At 68.0% G+C, this 21,198-nt stretch carries 14 protein-coding genes and 1 pseudogene; 7 read left to right on the top strand and 8 right to left on the bottom strand.

Annotated features, from left to right (window positions below):
* Positions 1–2: 2 nt before the first annotated feature.
* The 4 genes from J7I85_RS09045 to J7I85_RS09030 all read right to left on the bottom strand — a co-directional run bounded on the left by J7I85_RS09045 (position 3) and on the right by J7I85_RS09030 (position 4,375).
* A complete protein-coding gene (locus J7I85_RS09045; protein WP_214850192.1) occupies positions 3–971 on the bottom strand; it encodes a 4-(cytidine 5'-diphospho)-2-C-methyl-D-erythritol kinase in 969 nt (322 codons plus the stop codon).
* A complete protein-coding gene (gene rsmA / locus J7I85_RS09040; RefSeq protein ID WP_214850189.1) occupies positions 971–1,858 on the bottom strand; it encodes a 16S rRNA (adenine(1518)-N(6)/adenine(1519)-N(6))-dimethyltransferase RsmA in 888 nt (295 codons plus the stop codon). The genes J7I85_RS09045 and rsmA overlap by 1 nt, the downstream gene beginning before the upstream one ends.
* A 166-nt stretch (positions 1,859–2,024) precedes the next feature.
* On the bottom strand, positions 2,025–3,215 hold the full coding sequence (locus J7I85_RS09035) for a resuscitation-promoting factor (RefSeq protein WP_251024106.1): 1,191 nt from the start codon (positions 3,213–3,215) through the stop codon (positions 2,025–2,027).
* Between the two features lie 272 nt (positions 3,216–3,487).
* The gene (locus tag J7I85_RS09030; RefSeq protein WP_214850185.1) at positions 3,488–4,375 is read right to left on the bottom strand and encodes a TatD family hydrolase; all 888 of its coding nucleotides are present in this window, start codon (positions 4,373–4,375) and stop codon (positions 3,488–3,490) included.
* A 234-nt stretch (positions 4,376–4,609) separates the two neighbouring features.
* Between J7I85_RS09030 and J7I85_RS09025 the strand changes: the two genes are divergently transcribed.
* The 4 genes from J7I85_RS09025 (at position 4,610) to J7I85_RS09010 (ending at position 11,404) form a co-directional block, all read left to right on the top strand.
* Positions 4,610–5,719, top strand: a complete 1,110-nt coding sequence (locus J7I85_RS09025; protein WP_214850182.1) for a MoxR family ATPase — start codon at positions 4,610–4,612, stop codon at positions 5,717–5,719.
* 14 nt (positions 5,720–5,733) lie between these two features.
* Positions 5,734–7,158, top strand: coding sequence for a DUF58 domain-containing protein (locus J7I85_RS09020; protein WP_214850181.1), 1,425 nt, complete (start codon positions 5,734–5,736; stop codon positions 7,156–7,158).
* A complete protein-coding gene (locus J7I85_RS09015) occupies positions 7,155–9,713 on the top strand; it encodes a DUF3488 and transglutaminase-like domain-containing protein (protein ID WP_214850173.1) in 2,559 nt (852 codons plus the stop codon). Before J7I85_RS09020 ends, J7I85_RS09015 begins: the two co-directional genes overlap by 4 nt.
* A gap of 281 nt (positions 9,714–9,994) precedes the next feature.
* Entirely contained in the window at positions 9,995–11,404 is a 1,410-nt protein-coding gene (locus tag J7I85_RS09010) for an MFS transporter (protein ID WP_214850171.1), read from the top strand.
* A 111-nt stretch (positions 11,405–11,515) separates the two neighbouring features.
* Here the strand turns inward: J7I85_RS09010 and J7I85_RS09005 are convergent, their stop codons facing one another.
* Both J7I85_RS09005 and rsmI read right to left on the bottom strand, forming a co-directional pair.
* Positions 11,516–13,015, bottom strand: a complete 1,500-nt coding sequence (locus tag J7I85_RS09005) for an NAD-dependent succinate-semialdehyde dehydrogenase (RefSeq protein ID WP_214850168.1) — start codon at positions 13,013–13,015, stop codon at positions 11,516–11,518.
* A gap of 288 nt (positions 13,016–13,303) precedes the next feature.
* Positions 13,304–14,125 carry a 16S rRNA (cytidine(1402)-2'-O)-methyltransferase gene (gene rsmI, locus J7I85_RS09000; RefSeq protein ID WP_214851229.1) on the bottom strand — a complete coding sequence of 274 codons (822 nt, stop codon included), beginning with the start codon at positions 14,123–14,125 and terminating at the stop codon, positions 13,304–13,306.
* Between the two features lie 172 nt (positions 14,126–14,297).
* Between rsmI and J7I85_RS08995 the strand changes: the two genes are divergently transcribed.
* A complete protein-coding gene (locus J7I85_RS08995) occupies positions 14,298–16,004 on the top strand; it encodes a dolichyl-phosphate-mannose--protein mannosyltransferase (protein WP_214850166.1) in 1,707 nt (568 codons plus the stop codon).
* Between the two features lie 55 nt (positions 16,005–16,059).
* A pseudogene (locus tag J7I85_RS08990) lies at positions 16,060–17,888 on the top strand (long-chain fatty acid--CoA ligase).
* Between the two features lie 24 nt (positions 17,889–17,912).
* On the opposite strand, the gene J7I85_RS08985 reads toward J7I85_RS08990, so the two are convergent.
* Positions 17,913–19,133 (bottom strand): TIGR01906 family membrane protein, encoded by a 1,221-nt coding sequence (locus J7I85_RS08985; RefSeq protein WP_214850157.1) that lies wholly within the window; start codon positions 19,131–19,133, stop codon positions 17,913–17,915.
* 155 nt (positions 19,134–19,288) lie between these two features.
* Entirely contained in the window at positions 19,289–20,281 is a 993-nt protein-coding gene (locus J7I85_RS08980; RefSeq protein WP_214850154.1) for a stage II sporulation protein M, read from the bottom strand.
* A 70-nt stretch (positions 20,282–20,351) separates the two neighbouring features.
* Here J7I85_RS08980 and J7I85_RS08975 point away from each other — a divergent pair, with 70 nt between their 5' ends.
* On the top strand, positions 20,352–21,164 hold the full coding sequence (locus J7I85_RS08975; RefSeq protein ID WP_214850152.1) for an RDD family protein: 813 nt from the start codon (positions 20,352–20,354) through the stop codon (positions 21,162–21,164).
* Positions 21,165–21,198: the final 34 nt, after the last annotated feature.

Raw genomic sequence — 21,198 nt, 5'->3', positions numbered from 1 at the left:
TATTAAAGGAGCGTATCGGAGATGATGCGCGCGCCGGGCACGGGGCCGTGGACGGCCAGTGCGTTGAGCCCCTTGTGCTGCAGCTCCCCGGCGAGGTTCTCCGCCGCTTCGGGATTGTGCGCCAGCAGGGCCACGGTGGGCCCGGAGCCGGAAACGATCCCGGCAATGGCTCCGCAGGACTCGCCCAGGCCCAGTGTGTCCCGGAGCCCGGGGGCAAGTTCGATGGACGCCCGCTGGAGGTCGTTGACCAGCACCCGGCTCAGGGCATCGGCGTCACCACTGCGCAAGGCCTGCAGGATCTTGGGGTCCACAGCCGTGGGCTCGTCGCCGTCCACGCCCTCGGCATCGCGGAGCCGGTCCAGCGTACGGAACACCTCCGGCGTGGACAGCCCGAACTCGGCCGTCACCAGCACCCAGTCCGTCTGGGCCTTTGCCAGCGCGGGCGACAGTTCATCACCCACGCCCAGCCCCACGGCCGTGCCGCCCAGCAGGGCGAACGGAACGTCCGCTCCGAGCTCGGCGGCGAGCTGGGCGAGTTCGTCCCGGGACAGGCCGCTGTTCCACAGCGCGTCGCAGGCCAGGAGCGTGGCGGCAGCATCCGCGGAACCGCCGCCCATGCCACCTGCCACGGGCACCCGCTTGGTGATTTCAAGATGCACCCCGGTGGAGTGTTCCGACACATCGGCCATGATGGCGGCTGCCCTGTAGGCGAGGTTCCGTTCGTCGAGCGGGATGTCCACGCCGTCGAGGTCCAGCGTGCTGTCCGGGCTGATGCTGACCGTGATGCCGTCGGATGTTGTGCTGGTGGCCGCAACTTCCTCGTACAGCGACACAGCAAGGTAGACGCTGGCCACTGAGTGGTAGCCATCCGGCCGCAGCGGCCCGACATCCAGCGAGACGTTCACTTTGCCCGGAGCCTTGACCCGGACGGTCCGTGCCGCGAAGCGCCCCCGCACGCCCTGGACCGCCATCAGGCGTCCGCGGCCGCGCGGGCTTCGGCGATCCTCGAGAACGCGGCGATGTCGATCACTTCGCCCCGCGCGGTGGGGTCGACCCCGGCCGCTACCAGGCAGCGTTCCGCTTCGGCGGCGCTGCCGGCCCACCCGGCCAGGGCTGCACGGAGCGTCTTGCGGCGCTGCGCGAACGCAGCATCAATGACGGCAAAGACCTCCTCGCGGCGGGCGGTGGTGGCCGGGGGTTCACGCCGGGTGAAGGCCACGAGCCCGGACTGAATTTTGGGCGCGGGCCAGAAGACGTTCATGCCGATGATGCCGGCCTTGCGCATGCTGCTGTACCACGCGGCCTTGACCGAGGGCACGCCGTAGATCTTGGAGCCGGGGCCGGCGGCGAGCCGGTCCGCCACTTCGTCCTGCACCATCACAAGGCCGTGCCGGATCGACGGGAAGTGCTGCAGCAGGTGGAGCACCACCGGCACCGCGACGTTGTACGGCAGGTTGGCGACGAGCGCTTCGGGCTCGGCCGGCAGCTCAGTCACCTTCATGGCGTCGGCGAGGACCAGGTGGAAATCACCGGCGGAGTCGGGCCGCCACTGCCGGATGGTCTCCGGGAGCTTCGCGGCCAGGACGGGGTCAATTTCGACGGCGACCACCGCCTTGGCGGCGTCGAGGAGCCCCAGCGTCAGTGACCCCAGCCCGGGTCCGATTTCGAGGACCGTCTCGTCGGGTCCGACGCCGGCGGTTGCCACGATCCTGCGGATGGTGTTGCCGTCGATGACGAAGTTCTGGCCAAGTGTCTTGGTGGGGCGGACGCCGATCTCCCCGGCCAGCCTGCGGATATCGGAGGCACCGAACAGTGGAGCGGGCGCAGTGCCGGAGGCGTAGGGGGTCGGGTCAGTCACCTAGGTATCCTATCCCGGCGTCGCATATGGCACGGGACCCATGTTCGCGGGGACGGCGAAGGCCGGGCCCGGAGGTTCCGGACCCGGCCTTCGCGGCCGCCGCGGCTGTGGTCAGCTGCCGCAGCGGCAAGGCTTTACTTGCGCCAGTGGTTGTTGCTGCCGGCAGCTAACTGCTGGCTGCCCAGCCGCAGCCCCACGGCTGAAGGCCGCGGTCGGCATAGACACGGTTGGCGATGTCGATCTGCTGTGCCTTGGTAGCCTGGCTGGCGTTCGGAGCATAGGCGCCCCCGCCGGAGCCAATCCAGGTCTGGACGTCGAACTGCAGGCCGCCGTAGTACCCGTTGCCGCTGTTGGTGGACCAGTTGCCGCCCGATTCACACTGTGCGATCTTGTCCCACATGGCCACGTTCATCATTGCGGGGGCCGCTGCCCCGGTGTTCCCGCTTTCGGCCTCGGCGGCGGCTGCTGCCGGCTTGGGCTCTTCCTTGGTGCCGACCGTGATCTTTTCGGTTACCGGCTCGCGGGTGGTGGTCTTGGAGACGAGCGTCCGGGAGGCTTCACGGCCATCGACCAGGACGAGTTTATAGGTGAGGGTGGTCTCACCGGGCACGCCGGCCTGGGTCACCTTCTCCTCACCCTTGGGGAGGGTGGCGCTGTCCGCGGTGAGCGTCTGGAACGCGACCTTTTCGGTGACGGTAGTGGTCTTGCCGGCAACGCGGGACACCTTGATGACCATGTTGTTGACCACCGGGGCGTGTGCCGGCTGCGACGTCCGGTCCGCGGCGGCGAGTCTGATTCCGGCGTCCTTGAGGACCTCACCGACGTTGGCGGCTGTGGTGGTGGTTTTCTTGGCCTTGCCGTCGGCGATGATGCTGACGGTCTTCGGCGTCGAGATGGCCACGAACGAACCGTCCACGGCCAGCTGCGCGTCCTTCGGCACGGAGAGCTCCGAGGCACTGGCAACGCCGAGCTGGGTCACAAGCCCCGCCACGTCCTGCGCCGTGGTGCTCACGGTCTTTTCTGCACCGTCCAGGCTGACCTTCACGGCCTTCGCCATGTTCACGTTGATGACGGAGCCGTTCGCAACACTGGAGTCCAATGCAGGAGACACGCGGTCGGCTGGGTGCAGCTCCACATTCGCGCTCTTCACCACCTGTTCGACGGTGCCGCCGAAGGTCTGGACGGAGCTTACTTTCCCGTCGACGTTCAGGGTGACTGTCTTGTTGCTGCCCACAAAGGCAACGAGCCCCAGTACGAGGGCCGAGAGCACCACCAGTTGCGTGCCGACCTTGATGAAACTGAACTTGCCGTCTGACGAGAAGAAGTTGACCACGATTGCCCGTAACTTTTGAGCCATCCGGGCACGGGGAAAAACGCACAGGGGGACCCGCGGCGGTCACCGGGATGGTGGGCTCCGGACAGGCCGGAGCACGCCGCAGGCTTGTGCGTCGCCATACTCACATGGCAGGGCATCCAGGGGCGCCCTGCCTGTTACGAAAGTGAGTTACATCATCCGGAGGCCTTCCCCGACCCCGGCTAATAGTTTTTTCACTGTAACCGAAGCGTTATAAACCCTCCAAAATACATGCATACCAGGTATGCATACTATGGCCCAGTTTCCGCCGTGGCTCACACCCAGGATCCGTACGCCCGCACGGTATTTGCACTCACTTGGCCGCACAGCGCGGCCAGGTCCGTTTCTGTCAATTCCGCCATCGCCCGCACGGTGTACGGCACCGTGTAACTCGCGTTGGGGCGGCCGCGGTGCGGGTGCGGGGTAAGGAACGGCGAGTCGGTTTCAACCAGCACCAGCTCCGGATCCGCCACGGCGAGCGCCTCCCTGAGGTTGGTGGCGTTCTTGAAGGTGAGTGTCCCCGCGAAGGACATGAACCACCCTTCGTTGTTGCAGATACGGGCGAGCTCCCCGTCCCCGGAAAAGCAGTGGAAAACCACCCGCTCCGGGGTGCCTTCCTCGCGCAGGACCTGGACCACGTCCTGGTGCGCGTCGCGGTCGTGGATCTGCAGGGTCCGGTCCAGCCGCTTCGCGATGTCGATGTGGCGGCGGAAGGAGTAACGCTGATGCGCCAGCCCCTCCCCTTCCGTGCGGTAGAAATCCAGGCCGGTTTCGCCAATGGCGCGTACCCGGGGGTGGCCCGCGAGCTCCTCGATCTCCGCCAGGGCGTCCTCAAGCTCACCGCGGACCGCATAGCCCGGCGCGTCATTCGGATGGAGGGCCACGGCCCCCAAAAGGCGCGGATCCAGGTCGACGGCGCGCACGGTAAACCTCGAGGATTCGAGGTCGCAGCCCACCTGCACCGCGCCACAGACACCCACCGCTTCGGCTGCATCGAGGGCAGCCGCGATGTCCACCCGGACATCATCAGTCGGGAAGTCCAGGTGCGTGTGGTTGTCCATCACGGGAACGGGCAACGGTTCGGGTGCCGGTGGGAACCCGCGCTTGCCGGAACCGTCGCTGCCGGGCGCCCGGTAGGGCCGGGGAGTCAGGGAATGCCGCATTCCTCCAGCCTAGCGGCCACCCGGTTGCGCCTTTCCCACCGCCCCGCCCTGCCTCTTCCCGCCTGGCACCACCCGGAGATTACGCTTGGGATTACCGGGAGATTTACAGGGAACTCTCTGTTAGCCACGGCAGTTGTGTTAGTACGCTGGTATGGACGGATGTGAGCGCCCAACGAGGGCAACGGCAGGCTTCCGCCGCTTCGTTCCGCTTCACTCTGGGCTGAAAGGTTGCCGATGGAACCGCACCGACGCATCACAATCGACGAAGCACTTCCGGGCGGACAGGGCTTCAGTGGAAGTACTGCGCGCGGCGTCAACCCCTATAACGGCCACAAGTCTGTTCCCCTGGAAGCTCCGGCCTTCCGCGCCGCGAGCGAGCGCATCCTCTCGGCCATTAATACGGTCATCGACGGCAAGGCCGAGGCTGCAAAGCTGGCGCTGACGGTCCTGCTCGCCCAGGGCCACCTGCTGCTGGAGGATGTCCCCGGGGTGGGCAAGACGCTGCTGGCCAAGACCCTGGCCCGCACCATCGACTGTTCCGTCAGCCGGATCCAGTTCACACCCGACCTGCTCCCCTCGGATGTCACCGGCGTCTCCATTTACAACCAGTCCTCGCGCCAGTTCGAGTTCCGCCCTGGCGCCGTGTTCGCGAACATCGTCATTGGCGACGAGATCAACCGGGCCTCCGCCAAGACACAGTCTGCCCTGCTCGAATGCATGGAGGAGCACCAGGTCACGGTGGACGGACACTCCTACAAGCTCGGCGAGCCGTTCATGGTGGTGGCCACCCAGAACCCCATCGAGATGGAGGGGACGTATCCGCTCCCTGAGGCCCAGCGGGACCGCTTCATGGCCCGGATTTCCATGGGATACCCGGACAAGGACTCTGAGATCGAGATGCTCGAGACCCACCAGGCCACGTCGCCGCTTGCCCGGGTCAAGGCGGTCGTCACGGCAGCGGATGTGGCTGCCATGATCGCCACAGTCCAACAGGTGTTCGTCTCCGAAGCCGTGAAGGAGTACACCGTGGCCGTCGGCCGGGCCACGAGGGACAGCGCCATGCTGCGCCTGGGCGCGAGTCCGCGCTCCCTGCTGCAGCTGCTCCGGGCCGCGAAGGCGACGGCGGCGCTGGACGGCCGGGATTTCGTGCTGCCGGATGACGTCGTCGCCGTTGCCGAGGCGGTGCTGGCGCACCGGATCATCCTGGACCGCAAAGCCGCCAGCACTGGCGAGACCCCGCAGGGCGTGATCCGCGGCGTGCTTGCCAGGATCCCCGTCAGCCAGGAGATGACGGACACGGCAAACTCTGGGCGGACCGCACCCGAACTCCGCCCTAGCCGTTAGTCAGGACCATCACCGTGGCACTGCTGGACAGCCTCCCCCGACATCTCTTCAGCTCCCGGGGCTGGGGACTCCTGGCGGCCGGCGCCGTCTCGCTGCTCTGCGCCCAGGTCATGGGCCGCCGCGACCTTCTTGCCCTCGGCGTCCTGCTGCTTGTCCTGCCGCTCGTTTCACTGGCCGGCATCAGGGTGGTCAAACCTCGGTTCCGGGTGTACCGGGAGTTCAGCCCTTCCACGGTCGAGACAGACTCGGTCACCACGGTCCGGCTTGCCGTCGCCCGGACCGGGCTGGGCACAGGCCGGGTCATCATGGAGGAGCGGTTGCCGCCACGGTTCGGTGAATCCCCGGCCTTCCGCTTCCCCGCCAGGTCCGCCTCGGGCGGCACCAGCCGGTATGAGTACCACCTGCGGTCGGGAAAGCGCGGACAGTTCACCATCGGCCCCGTCACCGCCGAGTTTACGGATCCGTTCGGGCTGTCACTGCACCGGCATTCGATCGACGACGGCGACACCCTCACCGTGACGCCGGCCGCCGTCGAACTCCCGTCCACCGGCCTTGCCGGCGCGCGCGGCAACGACGGCATCACGGCCACCCGGACCAGGGCCAATCCCAGCGACGACGACGTCATGACACGCGAGTACCGGCACGGCGATCCGATGCGCCGGGTGCACTGGCCGGCCACCGCCCGGCACGGCGCCCTGATGGTCCGGCAGGAGGAATCGGTCACCACCCCTGAGGCCACGGTCATCCTGGACCATCGGTTCGTGGCACATTCCTCGGGCTACGGCTCGGTGTTCGGCGGCCCGGCTGACGACGGAAGCGACCTCGTCACCAGCGACACCTTTGAGTGGGCTGTCACGGCGGCCATGTCCGTGGGCGCCCACCTCGCCGAACTCAATTACTCCTTGCGGTTCCTGGACGCGGCGGGCGAGCCTGCCTTCCACCGTTCGTCCTCGGCCCCGGAGCCTGACAACGAAGAGTACAGTGGCGCGGCCGGCCTCCAGTCCATCGCCGAAAGCCTCGCGGCGATCCAGCTGACCGGCCCGCACCACCCGCGCAGGGAACACGACCCTGCCCGCCGCGAACATGCAGGAAGTGCCGATCCGGCCCAGTCCGTCTTTGATGACCGGCTCATGGACAAACTCGCGGCCCACCGGATGCGCGGCCCGCTCCTGGCGCTCCTCGGGAAGATTCCACTCGCGGAGGCGCGGGCCCTCGCCCCCGCAGCCGGCTACGCCGCCAACGCGTTTGCCGTGGTGATTACGGACAAACCCGCCGAGTGCCACGATGTGCTCGAGGCCCTGCGAGCCGGCGGCTGGCGCGCTGTTGCCGTCGAAGCCTCCACCTCGCTGCCGGCCGCCTGGATGTATTTCGACGAGGGCGAGGCCGCTATGTGGACGGCTGCGGCGGACGTCCGCCGCGGGGCGGCGGTGGGGCGATGACGCTGACATCACAGCCGCAGGCGGGAACCGGAGTGCAGCCGCAGCCCGTTCCGGACTCCCCCGGCAGCGGAAGGTTCGGGGCCGGTGGTTTTCCTTGGGTCATGTCCGGCGCAGTGGCGCTGTCCGTCTGCGGCGCGTCACTGTCCCTCAACGGGGTCCTGAGGGGCTGGGCATGGTTCCTCCCTGTCCTGACCACTGTGGTGGTGGTCTCGCTGACCATGGCCCTGCTCCGCACGTTCCGGGCCCAGCCCTTGCTGGTGGCCGCGGGAGGCCTTGCATCCCTGGCCCTCATCCTGACGTTCACCTTCTTCCGGCGCGACAGCATTGCCGGCTTCCTCCCTTCGCAGGCCACCTTCGACGCGCTGGGCAGGCACCTCCGCCGGGCCAGCGAAACGGTGCTGGCCGAGAGCTCGCCGGTAGCACCCAATGCCGGCATCGTCCTGGTGGCATGCGCCGCGCTCGGACTCGTCGTCATCCTCGTGGATGCGCTGGCCCTCCCCTTGGGCATGCCGGCCACAAGCGGACTTGGCCTGCTGGCGGTGCTGGTTGTTCCAGCCATGATCAAACCGCAGAGCGTCGGATGGCTGGGATTCGTGACGACGGCGGCCGGCTACCTGGTGATACTCGCATGCAGCCAGTGGTTTGCCCCCGATGCCCGGACGCAGGCGGACACGGCCCGCAACCCTGGCCAGGTCCGGCGCGCCGCCCTAACCGGAGGCGTGGCGCTGGTGGTCACACTGCTGCTGCAGCTTGTGGTTCCCGGCTTCGACCAGGGCATGTTCCCCCAGGGCTCCCGGCTGAACCCCTGGGGCACAGCCACAGGACTGAACCCCATGATCAGCCTCGGCAACAGCCTGCGCACCCCGACGGGCGAGGGCAGGATCACCTACGCCACCAACTCCACTGCACCGCTCTACTTGCGCTCCGTCACGGTGGACCGCTTCGACGGCGAGTCCTGGTCCCCGGACGACCGCAATGCGAACCGCCGGGCAGGCACCGGACGGATGGACGCGGGACACGAGATCCTGGCACCCGAACAGACCCGGCAGGTGACGGTGGTCAACACCGGGGATTTCACCAGCCCTTACCTTCCCGCCCCGTACGCCCCCGAATCCGTCAACGGGCTGACCGGGCGGTGGAGCTGGGACCCTGCGACCCTGAGCATCAAAGGCACCGACACCAACTCCCGGGACCAGCAGTATGTGGTGCAGTCCTCGGTGCCGAAGCTGACCACGGAGCTGCTGGATGCGTCCTCCGCTCCCGTCCAGGGCGTGCCGGAGGAGTTCATCCGGCCGCCGTCGAATGTTCCGGACATCGTCCGGACCACCGCCGAGTCCGTCACCGCAGACAGCCGCACGGCCTATGCCAAGGCGATGGCGATCCAGAGGTTCCTGCGCGGCCCGGACTTCACCTATTCCCTGGAGTCACCCGTCCAGGGCGGGTATGACGGAAACGGGTTGTCGGTCCTGGCGGATTTCCTGACCCAGAAGAGCGGCTACTGCATCCACTTCGCCTCCGCCATGGCGGTGATGGCCCGGCTTGAAGGCATCCCGAGCAGGATCGCAGTCGGCTACGCGCCGGGCAGGCAGACCGGCGCCACGGTGTCCGTCGCCGGCCAGGGAGCACTCCCGGAGTACGAGGTCGACGCCCGCGACGCCCATGCCTGGCCCGAGCTGTACTTCCAGGGCCTCGGCTGGGTTCCGTTCGAGCCCACTCCCTCACGGGGCGTAGTGCCGCCCTATGCGCAGGACTCCTCGGCGTCCGGCGGAGCCAGCACCAACGAACAGAACAATGACGGCCTGGTGCCGAGCAGCGGCGCCACAGCACCGTCGTCGGCGCCGGCTCCGGCCCCCCTCCCCCTTCCGGGGAGCGGAACCGCCGACGCCGGGAACCAGCTGGCGCCCGCTCTCTACACCGCCGCCGGGGTTCTGCTCCTGGTCCTCCTGGCCGCCTCACCCCGGCTGGTGCGCGGTGGCATCCGGGCAAGGCGCCTGAGGGGAACGGACACCGGCAGGAACCGGCTGGCCGAGCCGCCGCTCGTCTGGTCGGAGCTCCAGGACCTGGCCACTGACTACGGCGTGCGTCCTGAGCCTAGCGAGACTCCGCGGACATTCTCGGCCCGGCTGCGCGGCTCCCCGGCCATGCGCCTGCGGGACGAGTCAGACCCCGGCGGCGCACCAGACACCGGCAGCGGACCCGGGGACGACGCCGGGACTTTCCATGCCCAGTTTGTCCATGCCGTGACGGTCCTGACGGATGCCTACGAACGGCATCAGTACGGCCGGCCGGCGGGCCAGGACGCCACGCGCTACGGCCTTCCGGAGGAAGCCGCCGTCGAACATATCGGCCAAGTGCGGCAGTCGCTGCGCCGCAATGCCGGCATAGTCGGCCGGCTCCGCGCCGACTGGCTGCCGCCGTCGGTCCTCTCCCGCTGGGGATCCGTGGCCAGATGGCCTTTCGGCGTCCTGGGCCGGGCGGCGTCCCGGGTGGGACACGCCGCATCGGTGCTGTGGCGCAGGACCCGCAGCGGACTCCGCCGCCTCCGGGCAGGCTAGCCGCCCGCGCAAAGGCTTAACGCCTACGGAACGCCCTTAGGTCATTCCCCGCGGAGGCACCGCCTGCCACCACACCATCGACGTTTGACATGTGACCGGCGCCACCTTATCTTTGAGAGACGGGAAAGCGCATTCCAAACTGTTTCCAAGGTGTGGCGCCCATACAAAATGCCTGCGGACCGCAACGGCTTTGGCGACGCGAGCGCGACCTTCCCGCCTGATCCGACACCCAGCGACGGGGTTGATACGGCGGAGCACACGATTGTCCAAAGGAGGACGACATGAAGAGCGACACACACAAGCCGCGGACTTTGGCTGAACCGCAACAGTCCGGCTCGCGCCGGTCGAGCAGCACCAGGAAGGCTGCCGCCAGCGGCTGGGTGGGCAGCGCCCTTGAGTACTACGACTGGTTCATTTACGCCCAGGCCGCCGCCTTGGTGTTTCCCACCGTCTTCTTCCCCGCCGGAAACCCGACCGTCGCGCTGATCGCGTCGCTCGGCACCTACGCAGTGGGATACATCGCCCGCCCGATCGGAGCATTCGTCCTCGGCCAGTGGGGCGACAAGCACGGCCGCAAGAACGTCCTGGTCCTGGCCATGCTGCTAATGGGCGTCTCAACCTTCGCGGTCGCCCTGCTGCCTACCTACGACCAGGTTGGCATCCTGGCCCCGGCCCTGCTGCTGGTCCTTCGCCTCATCCAGGGATTCGCAGTGGCCGGGGAGCTGAGCGGGGCCAGCGCCATGATTGTGGAACATGCACCGTTTGGCCGCCGCGGCTTCTATGCAAGCTTCGCCCTCCAGGGCACCCAGGCCGGACAGATCATCGCCGCCGCCGTCTTCCTTCCGCTCTCAGCTGTGCTGTCGAATGAAGACTTCCACGCCTGGGGCTGGCGCATCCCGTTCCTCCTCAGCGCCCTGGTGGTGTTCGCCGGTTACATCATCCGCCGCCGGGTCGAGGAGACGCCCGTCTTTGTGGAGGAGAAGGCGCACCGGGACGTTCCCAAGATGCCGGTGGTCCAGGTGCTGCGGGAAAGTGGGCTGAACGTCGTGCGGGCGGTCTGCATGACGCTGGTCAACGTCGTGGGCGTCACCGTGGCCGTCTTTGGCGCAGCCTACGCCACGCAGCCGGGGTACGGCATCGGCATGGGCACCACGGTTTACCTCTGGATCCCGGTGCTTGCCAACGTCGTCGCGCTGGCCCTCATCCCCTGGTTCGGGGACCTCTCGGACCGCTTCGGACGCCGGCCGCTGATGATCGTCGGCTCGCTGGGCTCCGGCGCGCTGGCCTACGGGTACCTGTATGCGGTCAGCCAAAACAATGTGCCGCTGACCATCGTCCTGGCCATCCTGATGTGGGGCACGCTGTACCAGGTCTGGAACGCCACCTTCGCCAGCTTCTTCCAGGAGCTCTTTCCCTCCCGGACGCGGGTTACCGGGTTCGCCATCTCCCAGAACATCGGGCTCCTGATCACGTCCTTCCTGCCGAGCCTCTTCGCGGTGGTCGCTCCCCCGGGTTCGGCAAACGTTCCGCTCACCGTCGGGTCCATCTGCTTCGGCATCACAGTTATCGGGGCAATCGCGGCCTGGTCCGCCAGGGAGACGCACCGGATTCCGCTCAACGAGCTGGGATCACCGGACGCCACTCCGGTCTCCCGCGAGGAGTACGCAAGCGTCCGGGCCGCGGCCCGCTAAACGCCGCGGCAACTACCCGTCATAGAAAACGCACTGGCCCGCAGGATTCCAGCGGGCCAGTGCGTTGTGTTGTTGCGCTCGGTGTGTCCGGTGTATGCGGCGCCTGCCTTGTTAGCCGGCGTAGGGGTCGGCGATGCCGATGTACTGGGTGTAGAGGTATTCCTCGATGCCCTCGAGGCCGCCTTCACGGCCCAGGCCGGACTGCTTGACGCCGCCGAACGGTGCGGCGGCGTTGGAGATGACGCCGGCGTTCAGGCCCAGCATGCCGGTCTCGAGCCGCTCGCCCATCCGGATGCCGCGGTTCAGGTCCCTTGTGAAGACGTAGGCCACCAGCCCGTATTCGGTGTTGTTGGCCAGGCGCACGGCCTCGTCCTCGGAGGAGAACGTGATGATCGGGGCGACCGGGCCGAAGATCTCCTCGGACAGGATCCGGGTGCCCTCCGTGACGCCCTTGAGGATGGTGGGCTGGTAGAAGTAACCCGGTCCGTCCACCGGCGCGCCGCCCAAGACAGCCTTCGCGCCGGAGGCAACGGCATCGGTGACGAGCTCGTGGACCTTGTCCCGGCTCTTGGCGTCGATCAAGGGGCCTACCTTGGACTCGGGTTCGGTCCCGCGGGCGGTGGTCATCTCCTTCATTTTCGCGGCGAACTTCTCCGCGAACTCGTCCGCGACTGACTCGTGCACGATGAAGCGGTTGGCCGCGGTGCAGGCCTCGCCCATGTTCCGCAGCTTCGCCAGCATGGCGCCGGCGACGGCGGCATCGACGTCGGCGTCCTCGAACACCACGAACGGGGCGTTACCGCCGAGCTCCATCGAGGTCCGCAGGACCGTCTCCGAGGCATCGGACAGGAGGCGCCGGCCAACCTCGGTGGAGCCGGTGAAGGAGAGCTTCCGCAGCCGGGAATCCTTGATCAGCGGGCCGGTGGTGGCACCGGCAGTGGAGGTGGGGATGACGTTCAGGACGCCTGCGGGCAGGCCGGCTTCCATCATGACGGCGGCAAACAGCTGGGAGGTCAGCGGGGTGAGATTCGCGGACTTCAGCACCATCGTGCACCCGGCAGCGACGGCCGGGGCGATCTTGCGGGTGGCCATGGCCAGCGGGAAGTTCCACGGCGTGATCAGCAGGCACGGGCCCACCGGCTTCTTGGTCACCAGCAGGCGCGACTTGCCGTCCGGGGAGACCGAGTAGCGGCCGAATGCACGGACGGCTTCCTCGGAGAACCAACGCAGGAACTCGGCGCCGTAGGTGACCTCGCCACGGGCCTCCGCCAGCGGCTTGCCCATCTCCAGTGTCATCAGCAGCGCGAAGTCCTCGGCCCGCTCCGTGACCAGTTCAAACGCGCGGCGCAGGATCTCCCCGCGCTCCCGCGGGGGCACCTTGGCCCAGGACTCCTGGGCAGCGGCGGCCGCGTCCAGCGCCGCCTTGCCGTCCTCAGGACCGGCGTCGGCGATGCTCAGCAGCGTCTTCCCCGTGGCCGGGTCCTCGACGTCGAACGTCTTGCCGGACGCCGCTGGACGCCACTCGCCGTTGATGAGCAGGCCGGTGGGAACAGACGCGAGCAATTCGCTTTCGCGTTCTGCGGTAGCAGTGGACTGTGTAGTAACAGACACGGTGACTCCCTCGTCAGCAATCGGATTGCCGGTTATGTGCAGCTCCTGCACACGGCGTGCCGCCGCCTGCCGCCCGCTGCTCGCTTGGCTGGATTAACAGCCACGGTACTGCCCGTGTCTCGGCAGTGTCTACGCATCGGCGCACTGCCCGTCCCGCCATTCGTTGTGCAGCTGCACAGCCCCTGCGGCGGCGGCTCCGCCCGTCTCGCCGGGCGGTTGGGAGCGTGGCGCAGGGCCGCTGGGAGCGCACCGCCGTTCAGCTGCAACGGGCTCATCAGAGCGGGTATGTCACCGCGCCGCGAGGACGGCGGAGTACAGTTCCCGCTTGCTCACGCGGGTTTCTTCGGCGACGGCAGCGACGGCTTCCTTGAGCCGGACACCCTTGGCCACGAGTTCATTGACGGCGGCGACGCCGTCCTCCGGCGAGCCAGGCGCACGCTCCGGCGCACCTGCCACCACCACGGCGATCTCGCCGCGCACCTCGTTGGCCTCCGCCCACTGCAGCATCTCGCGGAGCGGGCCGCGGAGGACCTCCTCGTAAGTCTTGGTGAGTTCCCGGCACACCGCCGCGCGCCGGTCCGGGCCGAAGCGCTCGTGCAGCGCCCGCAGCATGGCCTCAAGCCGGTGCGGCGCCTCGAAGAAGACCATGGTGCGGCGTTCGGCGTCGAGATCCGCCAGGCGGGCGGCGCGTTCGCCGGCCTTACGGGGCAAGAACCCTTCGAAACAGAACCTGTCGGTGGGCAGGCCGGACAGTGCCAGGGCGGTGAGCACGGCCGACGGCCCGGGTACGGCCGTGACGGTGAGGCCCGCCGCCACCGCGCCTTCGACCAGCCGGAAGCCGGGGTCAGACACTGCGGGCATGCCCGCGTCGGTGACCATGACGAGGGTCTTTCCGGAGCGGACCTGCTCCAGGAGTTCCGCGGTCTTCGTGGCCTCGTTGTGCTCGTGGTAGCTGATGATCCGCCCGCTCACGGCGACGTCCAGGCTCTGCACCAGGCGGTGCAGGCGCCGGGTGTCCTCGGCAGCCACGATGTCCGCCGTCGCCAGCAGCTCCACGAGCCGGGCGGAAGCGTCGCCCACGTTGCCGATGGGTGTTGCCGCCAGGACAATCCGTCCCGGACCCCCGCTGCGGAGGTCCTGCTCCCTTCTGCCGGCGGTGTCGGCAGCCTCTGAATTGCTGGCGGTGTCGGAACTGCTGTCAGGGGCGGTGCTCGCTTCATGGTCCACGGATCCAGCCTACTGCCGTCCGGCGTTCTCCAACCGCAAACGGTAGCATGGGCTCGTGACGCAGACCTCCGTGCGGCCTGACGGGGCCGAACCAGCAATTACCCCGGCTTCCGCACCCGCCACAGAAGACCGTGGCCCGCACGGGAAGCGCTGGATCAGCCGTCCCTCGGAGGCATTCACGGCAGACGCCCTCACCCGGCGCCTGATCGGCGGCATGCGCACCTGGCGGGACTACCCGCCGTCGCTGCGGCTCTGGTTCTGGCTGGTTCCCGCCCTGACGGCCGCCGTGGCCGGTGTCCTGAGGTTCGTCCGGCTGGATGTGCCCCGCGGCCTCGTGTTTGACGAGACGTACTACGTCAAGGACGGCTACTCGCTGCTGGTGAGCGGCTACGAGCGGAGCTGGCCGGACAAGGCCAACGACGCGTTCGTGGCCGGCAACCCCAACGTGCTGCTGAACACGCCCGAATACGTGGTGCACCCGCCCGTGGGCAAGTGGATGATCGCCGCAGGCATGTGGCTCTTCGGGGCCGACAACCCCTTCGGCTGGCGGTTCGCCGCGGCGTTGACCGGCACCCTGTCCGTGGCCCTCCTCGCGCTGATAGCCCAGAAGCTTTTCGGCTCCCTGATCCTTGGCAGCGCAGCCGGGCTGCTGCTCGCCGTCGACGGGCACCACCTGGTCATGTCACGCACGTCGTTGCTGGACATCTTCCTGATGTTCTGGGTCCTGGCGGCGTTCGGCGCGCTGTTGCTGGACCGCGACGACGGCCGGCGCCGGCTGGCAGCCCGGCTCGGCAGGCAAGCGGCCGCCTCCACCACCGGCAGGCCATCCCCGCTCCAGCTGCTGTCCGGCCCGTGGCTGGGCGTCCGCTGGTGGCGGATTGTGGCGGGTATCTGCCTGGGCCTGGCAGTCGGCACCAAGTGGTCGGCGCTGTTCTTCGTGGCCGGTTTCGGGCTCCTGACGGTGGTCTGGGACCTGAGCGCCCGACGGACCGCCGGCGTCCGCGGCTGGATCAGCGCCGGAATCATCAAGGACGGGCTCCTGGCATTCGTCAGCATCGTGCCGGTGGCCGCCGTGACGTACGCCGCCAGCTGGACCGGATGGTTCCGGTCCACGGATGCCTACTACCGGCGGTGGGCGGAGACGAATCCCAGCGCGGAATGGGGCTGGCTGCCGGACTCCCTGCGGTCCCTGGCGCACTACCACCTTGAGGCCTACAAGTTCCACCAGGGGCTCAGCTCGGAGCACCCCTATGAGGCGAGCGCCTGGAGCTGGCTGGTGATGGGCAGGCCCACCTCGTTCTTCTACGAGTCCCCCAAGCAGGGCACCCCCGGCTGCGATTTCGCCGGCTGCACCTCGGCCATCCTGTCCGTCGGCAACCCGCTGATCTGGTGGAGCGCCGCCATTGCACTCGTCATCCTGCTGTTCTGGTGGGCGGGCAGGCGCGACTGGCGGGCCGGGGCCGTGCTGGCCGCCGTCGGCTCCGGCTACCTGCCGTGGTTCATGTACCCGGAACGCACCATGTTCTTCTTCTACGCGGTCTCCTTCGAACCCTTTCTGGTCCTGGCGCTCGTGTACTGCCTGGGCCTGGTACTGGGGAAAACCACCGACCCGCCGTGGCGCCGGCGCTCGGGGCTGTACGGCGTCGCCCTGTTCCTGGTGGCTGCGGTCCTGATCTCCTCCTTCTTCTACCCGGTCTGGACCGGGGAAATGATCACCTACCAGGACTGGCGGCTCAGAATGTGGATGCCTTCCTGGATCTGAGGCACGATTGCAGGTGGAGCCCGGACGTGATCATCAACGAAATGGAGACCCGCCTGTGAGGGAAGCAAGCACGGAACTGATGGTTGCACTGGAGGCCAGCAGCAACGTCACCGACCTGCTCCTTGACTGCTACCGGCACAATCCTTCGCACGCCGTCTACGCCCGCCGTGACGCCAGCGGCTGGCAGAACATCACCGCCGGGCACTTCCTTGACCAGGTCACAGCCCTGGCCAAAGGCCTCATTGCGGGCGGTCTGGCCCCGGGGACACCGTCGCCGTCCTTTCTGCCACCCGCTACGAGTGGCCGCTGGTGGATTTCGCAATCTGGTTTGCCGGCGGCGTGACCGTGCCCATCTACGAAACCTCCTCGGCAAGCCAGGTGGAGTGGATCCTGTCCGACTCCGGCGCCGGGCGGGTCTTCGTCGAAGACCGCCAGAAGGCGGCGCTGCTGGACCAGGTCCTGTCCGCCTCCAGCGTCCTGGCCGGCCGCCTGGTCCCGGTGGTCCGGATGGATTACGACGGCGAAGCCCCCAACCTTGCCAGCCTCGCCGCCGCGGGGGCCGGGGTGACGGACACCGAGCTGGAGCGGCACCGCTCGGCAGCCGCGCTGCAGGACGTGGCGTCCCTCGTCTATACCTCCGGCACCACCGGCAGGCCCAAGGGCTGCGAGATCACGCATGGAAACTTCGCCCTGGTTGCCAGGAACATGGTGGCCGTCCTCCCCGAACTGCTGCAGCGGGAGGACGCCAGGACACTGATGGTCCTGCCGCTGGCCCACGTCCTGGCCCGGGCCGTCCAGGTGGTGTGCCTCACTGCCGGGGTGACTCTCGGCCACACCTCCGGAGCCAGCCAGCTGCTTGATGATCTGGGAACCTTCAAGCCGACCTTCCTGCTGGCTGTTCCCCGCATCTTCGAGAAGGTCCACGCCGGAGCGGAGCAAAAGGCGAGGAATGCCGGAAAGTCGCGGCTCTTCAGCGCAGCCACGGGGGTGGCGGTCCGCTACTCGGAGGCACAGGATGCCGCCCGGCGCGGGAAGGGCAGCGGGCCGGGCACCATGCTGCGGGCGCAGCACGCACTGTTCGACCGCCTCGTGTATCCCCGGCTGCGCCAGGTGTTCGGCGGGAACATGGAGTACGCCGTTTCCGGCGCGAGCCCGCTGAACGCCCGCGATACGCACTTCTTCAGGGGTGCGGGGATAGCTGTGCTCGAAGGCTACGGCCTGACGGAGACCACCGCGCCGTGCACCGTGAACACTGCCGGCCTCACCCGAGTGGGCACGGTAGGAATCCCGGCGCCGGGCACCACCATCCGCATCGCCGAGGACGGTGAGGTTTTGGTCAGGGGCATCGGCGTGTTCAAGGGCTACCACGCCAACGAGGCGGCCAACGCCGAAGCCTTCAGGGACGGCTTCTTCCGCACCGGGGACCTGGGCTCCCTGGACGCCGACGGGTTCCTCACCATCACGGGCCGCAAAAAGGACCTGCTGGTCACGGCCGCCGGTAAGAACGTCGCGCCGGGCCCGCTCGAGGAGAAGATCCGCGAACACCAGCTCGTGGGCCACGCCGTGGTGGTGGGTGACGGGAAGCCCTTCATTTCTGCCCTGGTCAACCTCGACCCCGAGGGCCTCGAGCATTGGTGCACGGCGCGCAGCATTCCGCTGCTCAGCCCCGCGCAAGCCCGCACGGACCCTGCGGTGCGCAGTGCCATCCAGGAAGCGGTGGACCAGGCCAACGGCCTCGTGTCCAAAGCCGAATCCATCCGCAAGTTCCGGGTCCTGGATGCAGCCTTCACCGTGGAGTCCGGGCACCTGACGCCGTCCCTCAAACTCAAGAGGGCGGCCGTCGTCAAAGACTACGAATCGGAAATCGAGGCGCTGTACGGCTGAACAGTCGTCCCTGCCGAGAGGCCGCTACAGGTTCACGGGACGGACGTTGCCTGTCTGCGGAGCCTCATCGGCGCCGGCGTCGTCCTTCATGTCGCTGCCCTCTGCACCGCCCTCACCATCGGCGCCCTTGCGGCCCTTCCTGGCCGGGGCCAGCCCGCGGCGCCTGCGGGTGGGCCAGGTCAGGATCAGCGTCACCGCCGCTGTGATCAGGACAAGCGCGGCGATGACCAGGCCCGCGTCGATCCAGAACTGCCCGGGGAAGAGCCGGATCAGCGTATCCTCAAGCGCAAACGTCCAGGAGCCGGCAGCGAAGAAGATCCGGTGGAACTCGGTGAAGAACTGCTGCCACCCGAGGGCGGCGAGGGTGCCCAGGCCGATGATGAGCACCAGCGTCACAATCGAGCCGGCGAACAGCCCTCGGCGCACTCCGCCGGGCGTGCGCCGCCGCAGGTAGATGATGGCGATGATGCTGATCAGGATCAACAGTGCCCCGGCTCCGAACGCGGACAGGAAAACGAGCTTCACGTCGGCCATGTGGCTGACCTCGCCGTCCTTGAACAGTTTTTCACCGCTGCGGTTAACCAGTTCGCCCAGGTAGCGCGGACCGGACCAGTTGCTCAGGTAGTCCACGGCGTAGGAGCCGTAGGTCATGCGGTCGTCCGCGTTGAAGCCGTAGCCGTCCCCGGGGAAACCGGGCCGGTGGTACTCCACCCAGAGGAAGAGCGGGCTGGTCACGGCGCGCACGGCCAGGACCAGGAGGATGACGGGATAGAAAATGGCCAGCAGTACCTGGAGGACCCGGGGCAGCACGGGCTTGGCCCTGGCTGCCTGCTCGCGCTCGGCGTTGCGTCGTTCCACTTCCTCCTGCGGAGGGCGTACTTGCAGGGCGGAGGTGGGAAGCGGCTCGCTGTAGTGGGTGCCCATGGAGGAGGAGCCGGCCGCAGACGGTTGGCGTGACTCCGTCTTCCGGTCTGTCGCAGCGTCCTGGCCTGCCTCCGCGTTCCGGTCTGTCCCGGCACCCTCAGCGGCGGCCGCCTCCGCCGCCTTGCGGTCGGCACGGCTTTCCGGCTGGGCCGCTGCAGAACCGGCGGCGCCCTCCCCCTCGGCGGCGCGTGCTGCAGGCGCGGACTGCATCCATTCAAACGCCGGCTCGTCGGTGTCCTCCGCGGGATCCAGAGCGGGGCGCGCCGCCGGATCCAGCCGCGGATCAAGGCGTCCGGACGGGGTCGGAGTATTGTCTTTCACTGCAGCTTCACTTCCGTAGGCGTCCACGCTCCGTGACCACCGGGAACACCGGGGCCGGGCAGCGCTTTGTATCTCCCCAAGAGCCTACCGTCAGCCACTCCGGCACCGCGATGTGCCACCCCGCCACCCCAGGAATAATCAGCTGGCGGTAATAATCAGGCTGCAAGTTCTGTATAGCCGGCGTCCTGGCTGCCCAGGTCGCCGCGGGCGCCGGCACGGTAAGCCCGTCCCCCGCAGACCAGCACATACAACCAGTATGCCGCCAGCACCGCCGCGCCGATACTGATCTTCGCCCACACCGGCAAAGTGCTGGGCGTAACGAAACCCTCCACGAGGCCTGAGACAAACAGCACCAGGACGAGGCCAAGCGCCACCGTGATCATCGACCGGCCTTCTGCTGCGACTGCGCGGGACCGGGTCCGGTTGCCCGGCGACACCATCGCCCAAAAGATTCTCAGCCCTGCCGCGCAGGCCACGAATACTGCCGTCAGCTCCATGAGCCCGTGCGGCAGGATGTAACTGAAGAACACGCCCGTCTTTCCCACCGCGGCGAACATCCCGGCGGCCACCCCCACCCCCTGGGCGTTGGCGAACAGGATCATGGGCACCCAGAAACCGGTGATGCCCAGGGCCACGGCCTGCGCACTGATCCAAGCGTTGTTGGTCCAGACGGCGCCGGCAAACGACGCCGCCGGGTTCTCCGAGTAGTAGTCAATAAAGTCCTGCTCCACATACCGCTGGACTTCCGATTCCGTGGCAACGGCGCGCAGGGCCTCGGGCGAAGTGCCGATCCACAGGGCGAAGGCGCAGCCAACGAGGCAGAATGCGGCGCCACAGGCCACCGTCAGCCAGCGGATCCGATACAGCGCGGCCGGGAGCGCCAGCACGAAGAACTGCGCCAGGTCCGCCATGAAGTTCGACCGTGCCCCGGTGAAGCGGGTGCGCGCCTGCGCCAAAGTGGCAGACAGGGATGCGGACAGGCCGCTTTCCGGCCCGGTGGAACGGAGCAGGGAGAGGTGGGCGGAGGTCACCTGGTACAGGCGCAGCAGTTCATCGGCGTCGGCACCGCTCAGGCGCCGCTGGTGCGCAAGGTGGTGCAGCCGCGACCATGTGTCAGAGTTGACGGCGGAGAAGGCGTCCATGTCCACGCTGCTAGCCTAGCCTGCGGCGAACTAGACTTTAGGCGACCGGTGGCCGGAACGACGTACGGGGCAGGAATTGAGTCCACTCATCACAGGCGAGGCAGTCGTCCTTGAACTCCGTCCGGCGTCCTTCGCTGCCCGCTCCCTCGGCCTGTTGCTCGACGTCGTGGTGCATTCCTCGCTGCTGATAGCGGTACTCATGGCATTGGGCGCCGCCCGGGATGAACTGGACGAGGCGGCAGCCGGGGCACTCACCCTGGTCAGCGTGGTGCTGTGTTTCGTCATTGTCCCGGCGACGGTGGAGACCCTGACCCGGGGCCTGTCGCTCGGGAAACTGGCGGCCGGGCTGAGGATAGTGCGTGACGACGGCGGGGCCATCCGTTTCCGCCACGCGGTCATCCGGGCGCTGATCGGCTTCCTGGAGATCTACCTGACCTTCGGCGGTGTTGCCATCGGCGTCGCCCTCTTCGACGGCAGGTCCCGCCGGCTGGGCGACATTGTGGCGGGCACCTATTCGCTGCGGCGCCGGGTTCCGGTGGAACCCTCAATCGTCCCCGTCACCCCGCGGCACCTGGCCGCCTGGGCTGAAGCCGCGGACATCGGCCGGATTCCGGACGCCCTGGGACGGCGTGCCGGGCAATTCATGCGCCAGGCGCCACGGATGTCGCCACTGTCACGCAGCGGCATGGCTGCAGCCCTCGCCACCGAAATGTCCGGGTATGTGGCACCGTCACCGCCGCCAGGAACCACTCCCGACGACTACCTGGCGGCGGTCCTGGCTGAACGCCGCATCCGCGAACTCCGCCGTCTCGGCGCGGCACGCACACAAAGCAACAGGATCGGGGAACGGCTGCACCGGCTGCCGTTCACGGCGTCGCGCGACAGCTAGTCCCGGGTCAATACAGCTAGCGTTTGGCGGACTG

The sequence above is a fragment of the Arthrobacter sp. ISL-65 genome, assembly GCF_018613795.1.
GTDB lineage: Bacteria > Actinomycetota > Actinomycetes > Actinomycetales > Micrococcaceae > Arthrobacter.
This window is presented reverse-complemented; position numbering and strand designations above follow the sequence as displayed.

What these genes read in the sequence shown, in the direction of transcription:
- J7I85_RS09045 (WP_214850192.1), bottom strand. Translation starts at nt 971, where the DNA reads ATGGCGGTCCAGGGCGTGCGGGGGCGCTTCGCGGCACGGACCGTCCGG.
- J7I85_RS09035 (WP_251024106.1), bottom strand. Translation starts at nt 3,215, where the DNA reads ATGGCTCAAAAGTTACGGGCAATCGTGGTCAACTTCTTCTCGTCAGAC.
- J7I85_RS09030 (WP_214850185.1), bottom strand. Translation starts at nt 4,375, where the DNA reads ATGCGGCATTCCCTGACTCCCCGGCCCTACCGGGCGCCCGGCAGCGAC.
- J7I85_RS09025 (WP_214850182.1), top strand. Translation starts at nt 4,610, where the DNA reads ATGGAACCGCACCGACGCATCACAATCGACGAAGCACTTCCGGGCGGA.
- J7I85_RS09015 (WP_214850173.1), top strand. Translation starts at nt 7,155, where the DNA reads ATGACGCTGACATCACAGCCGCAGGCGGGAACCGGAGTGCAGCCGCAG.
- J7I85_RS09010 (WP_214850171.1), top strand. Translation starts at nt 9,995, where the DNA reads ATGAAGAGCGACACACACAAGCCGCGGACTTTGGCTGAACCGCAACAG.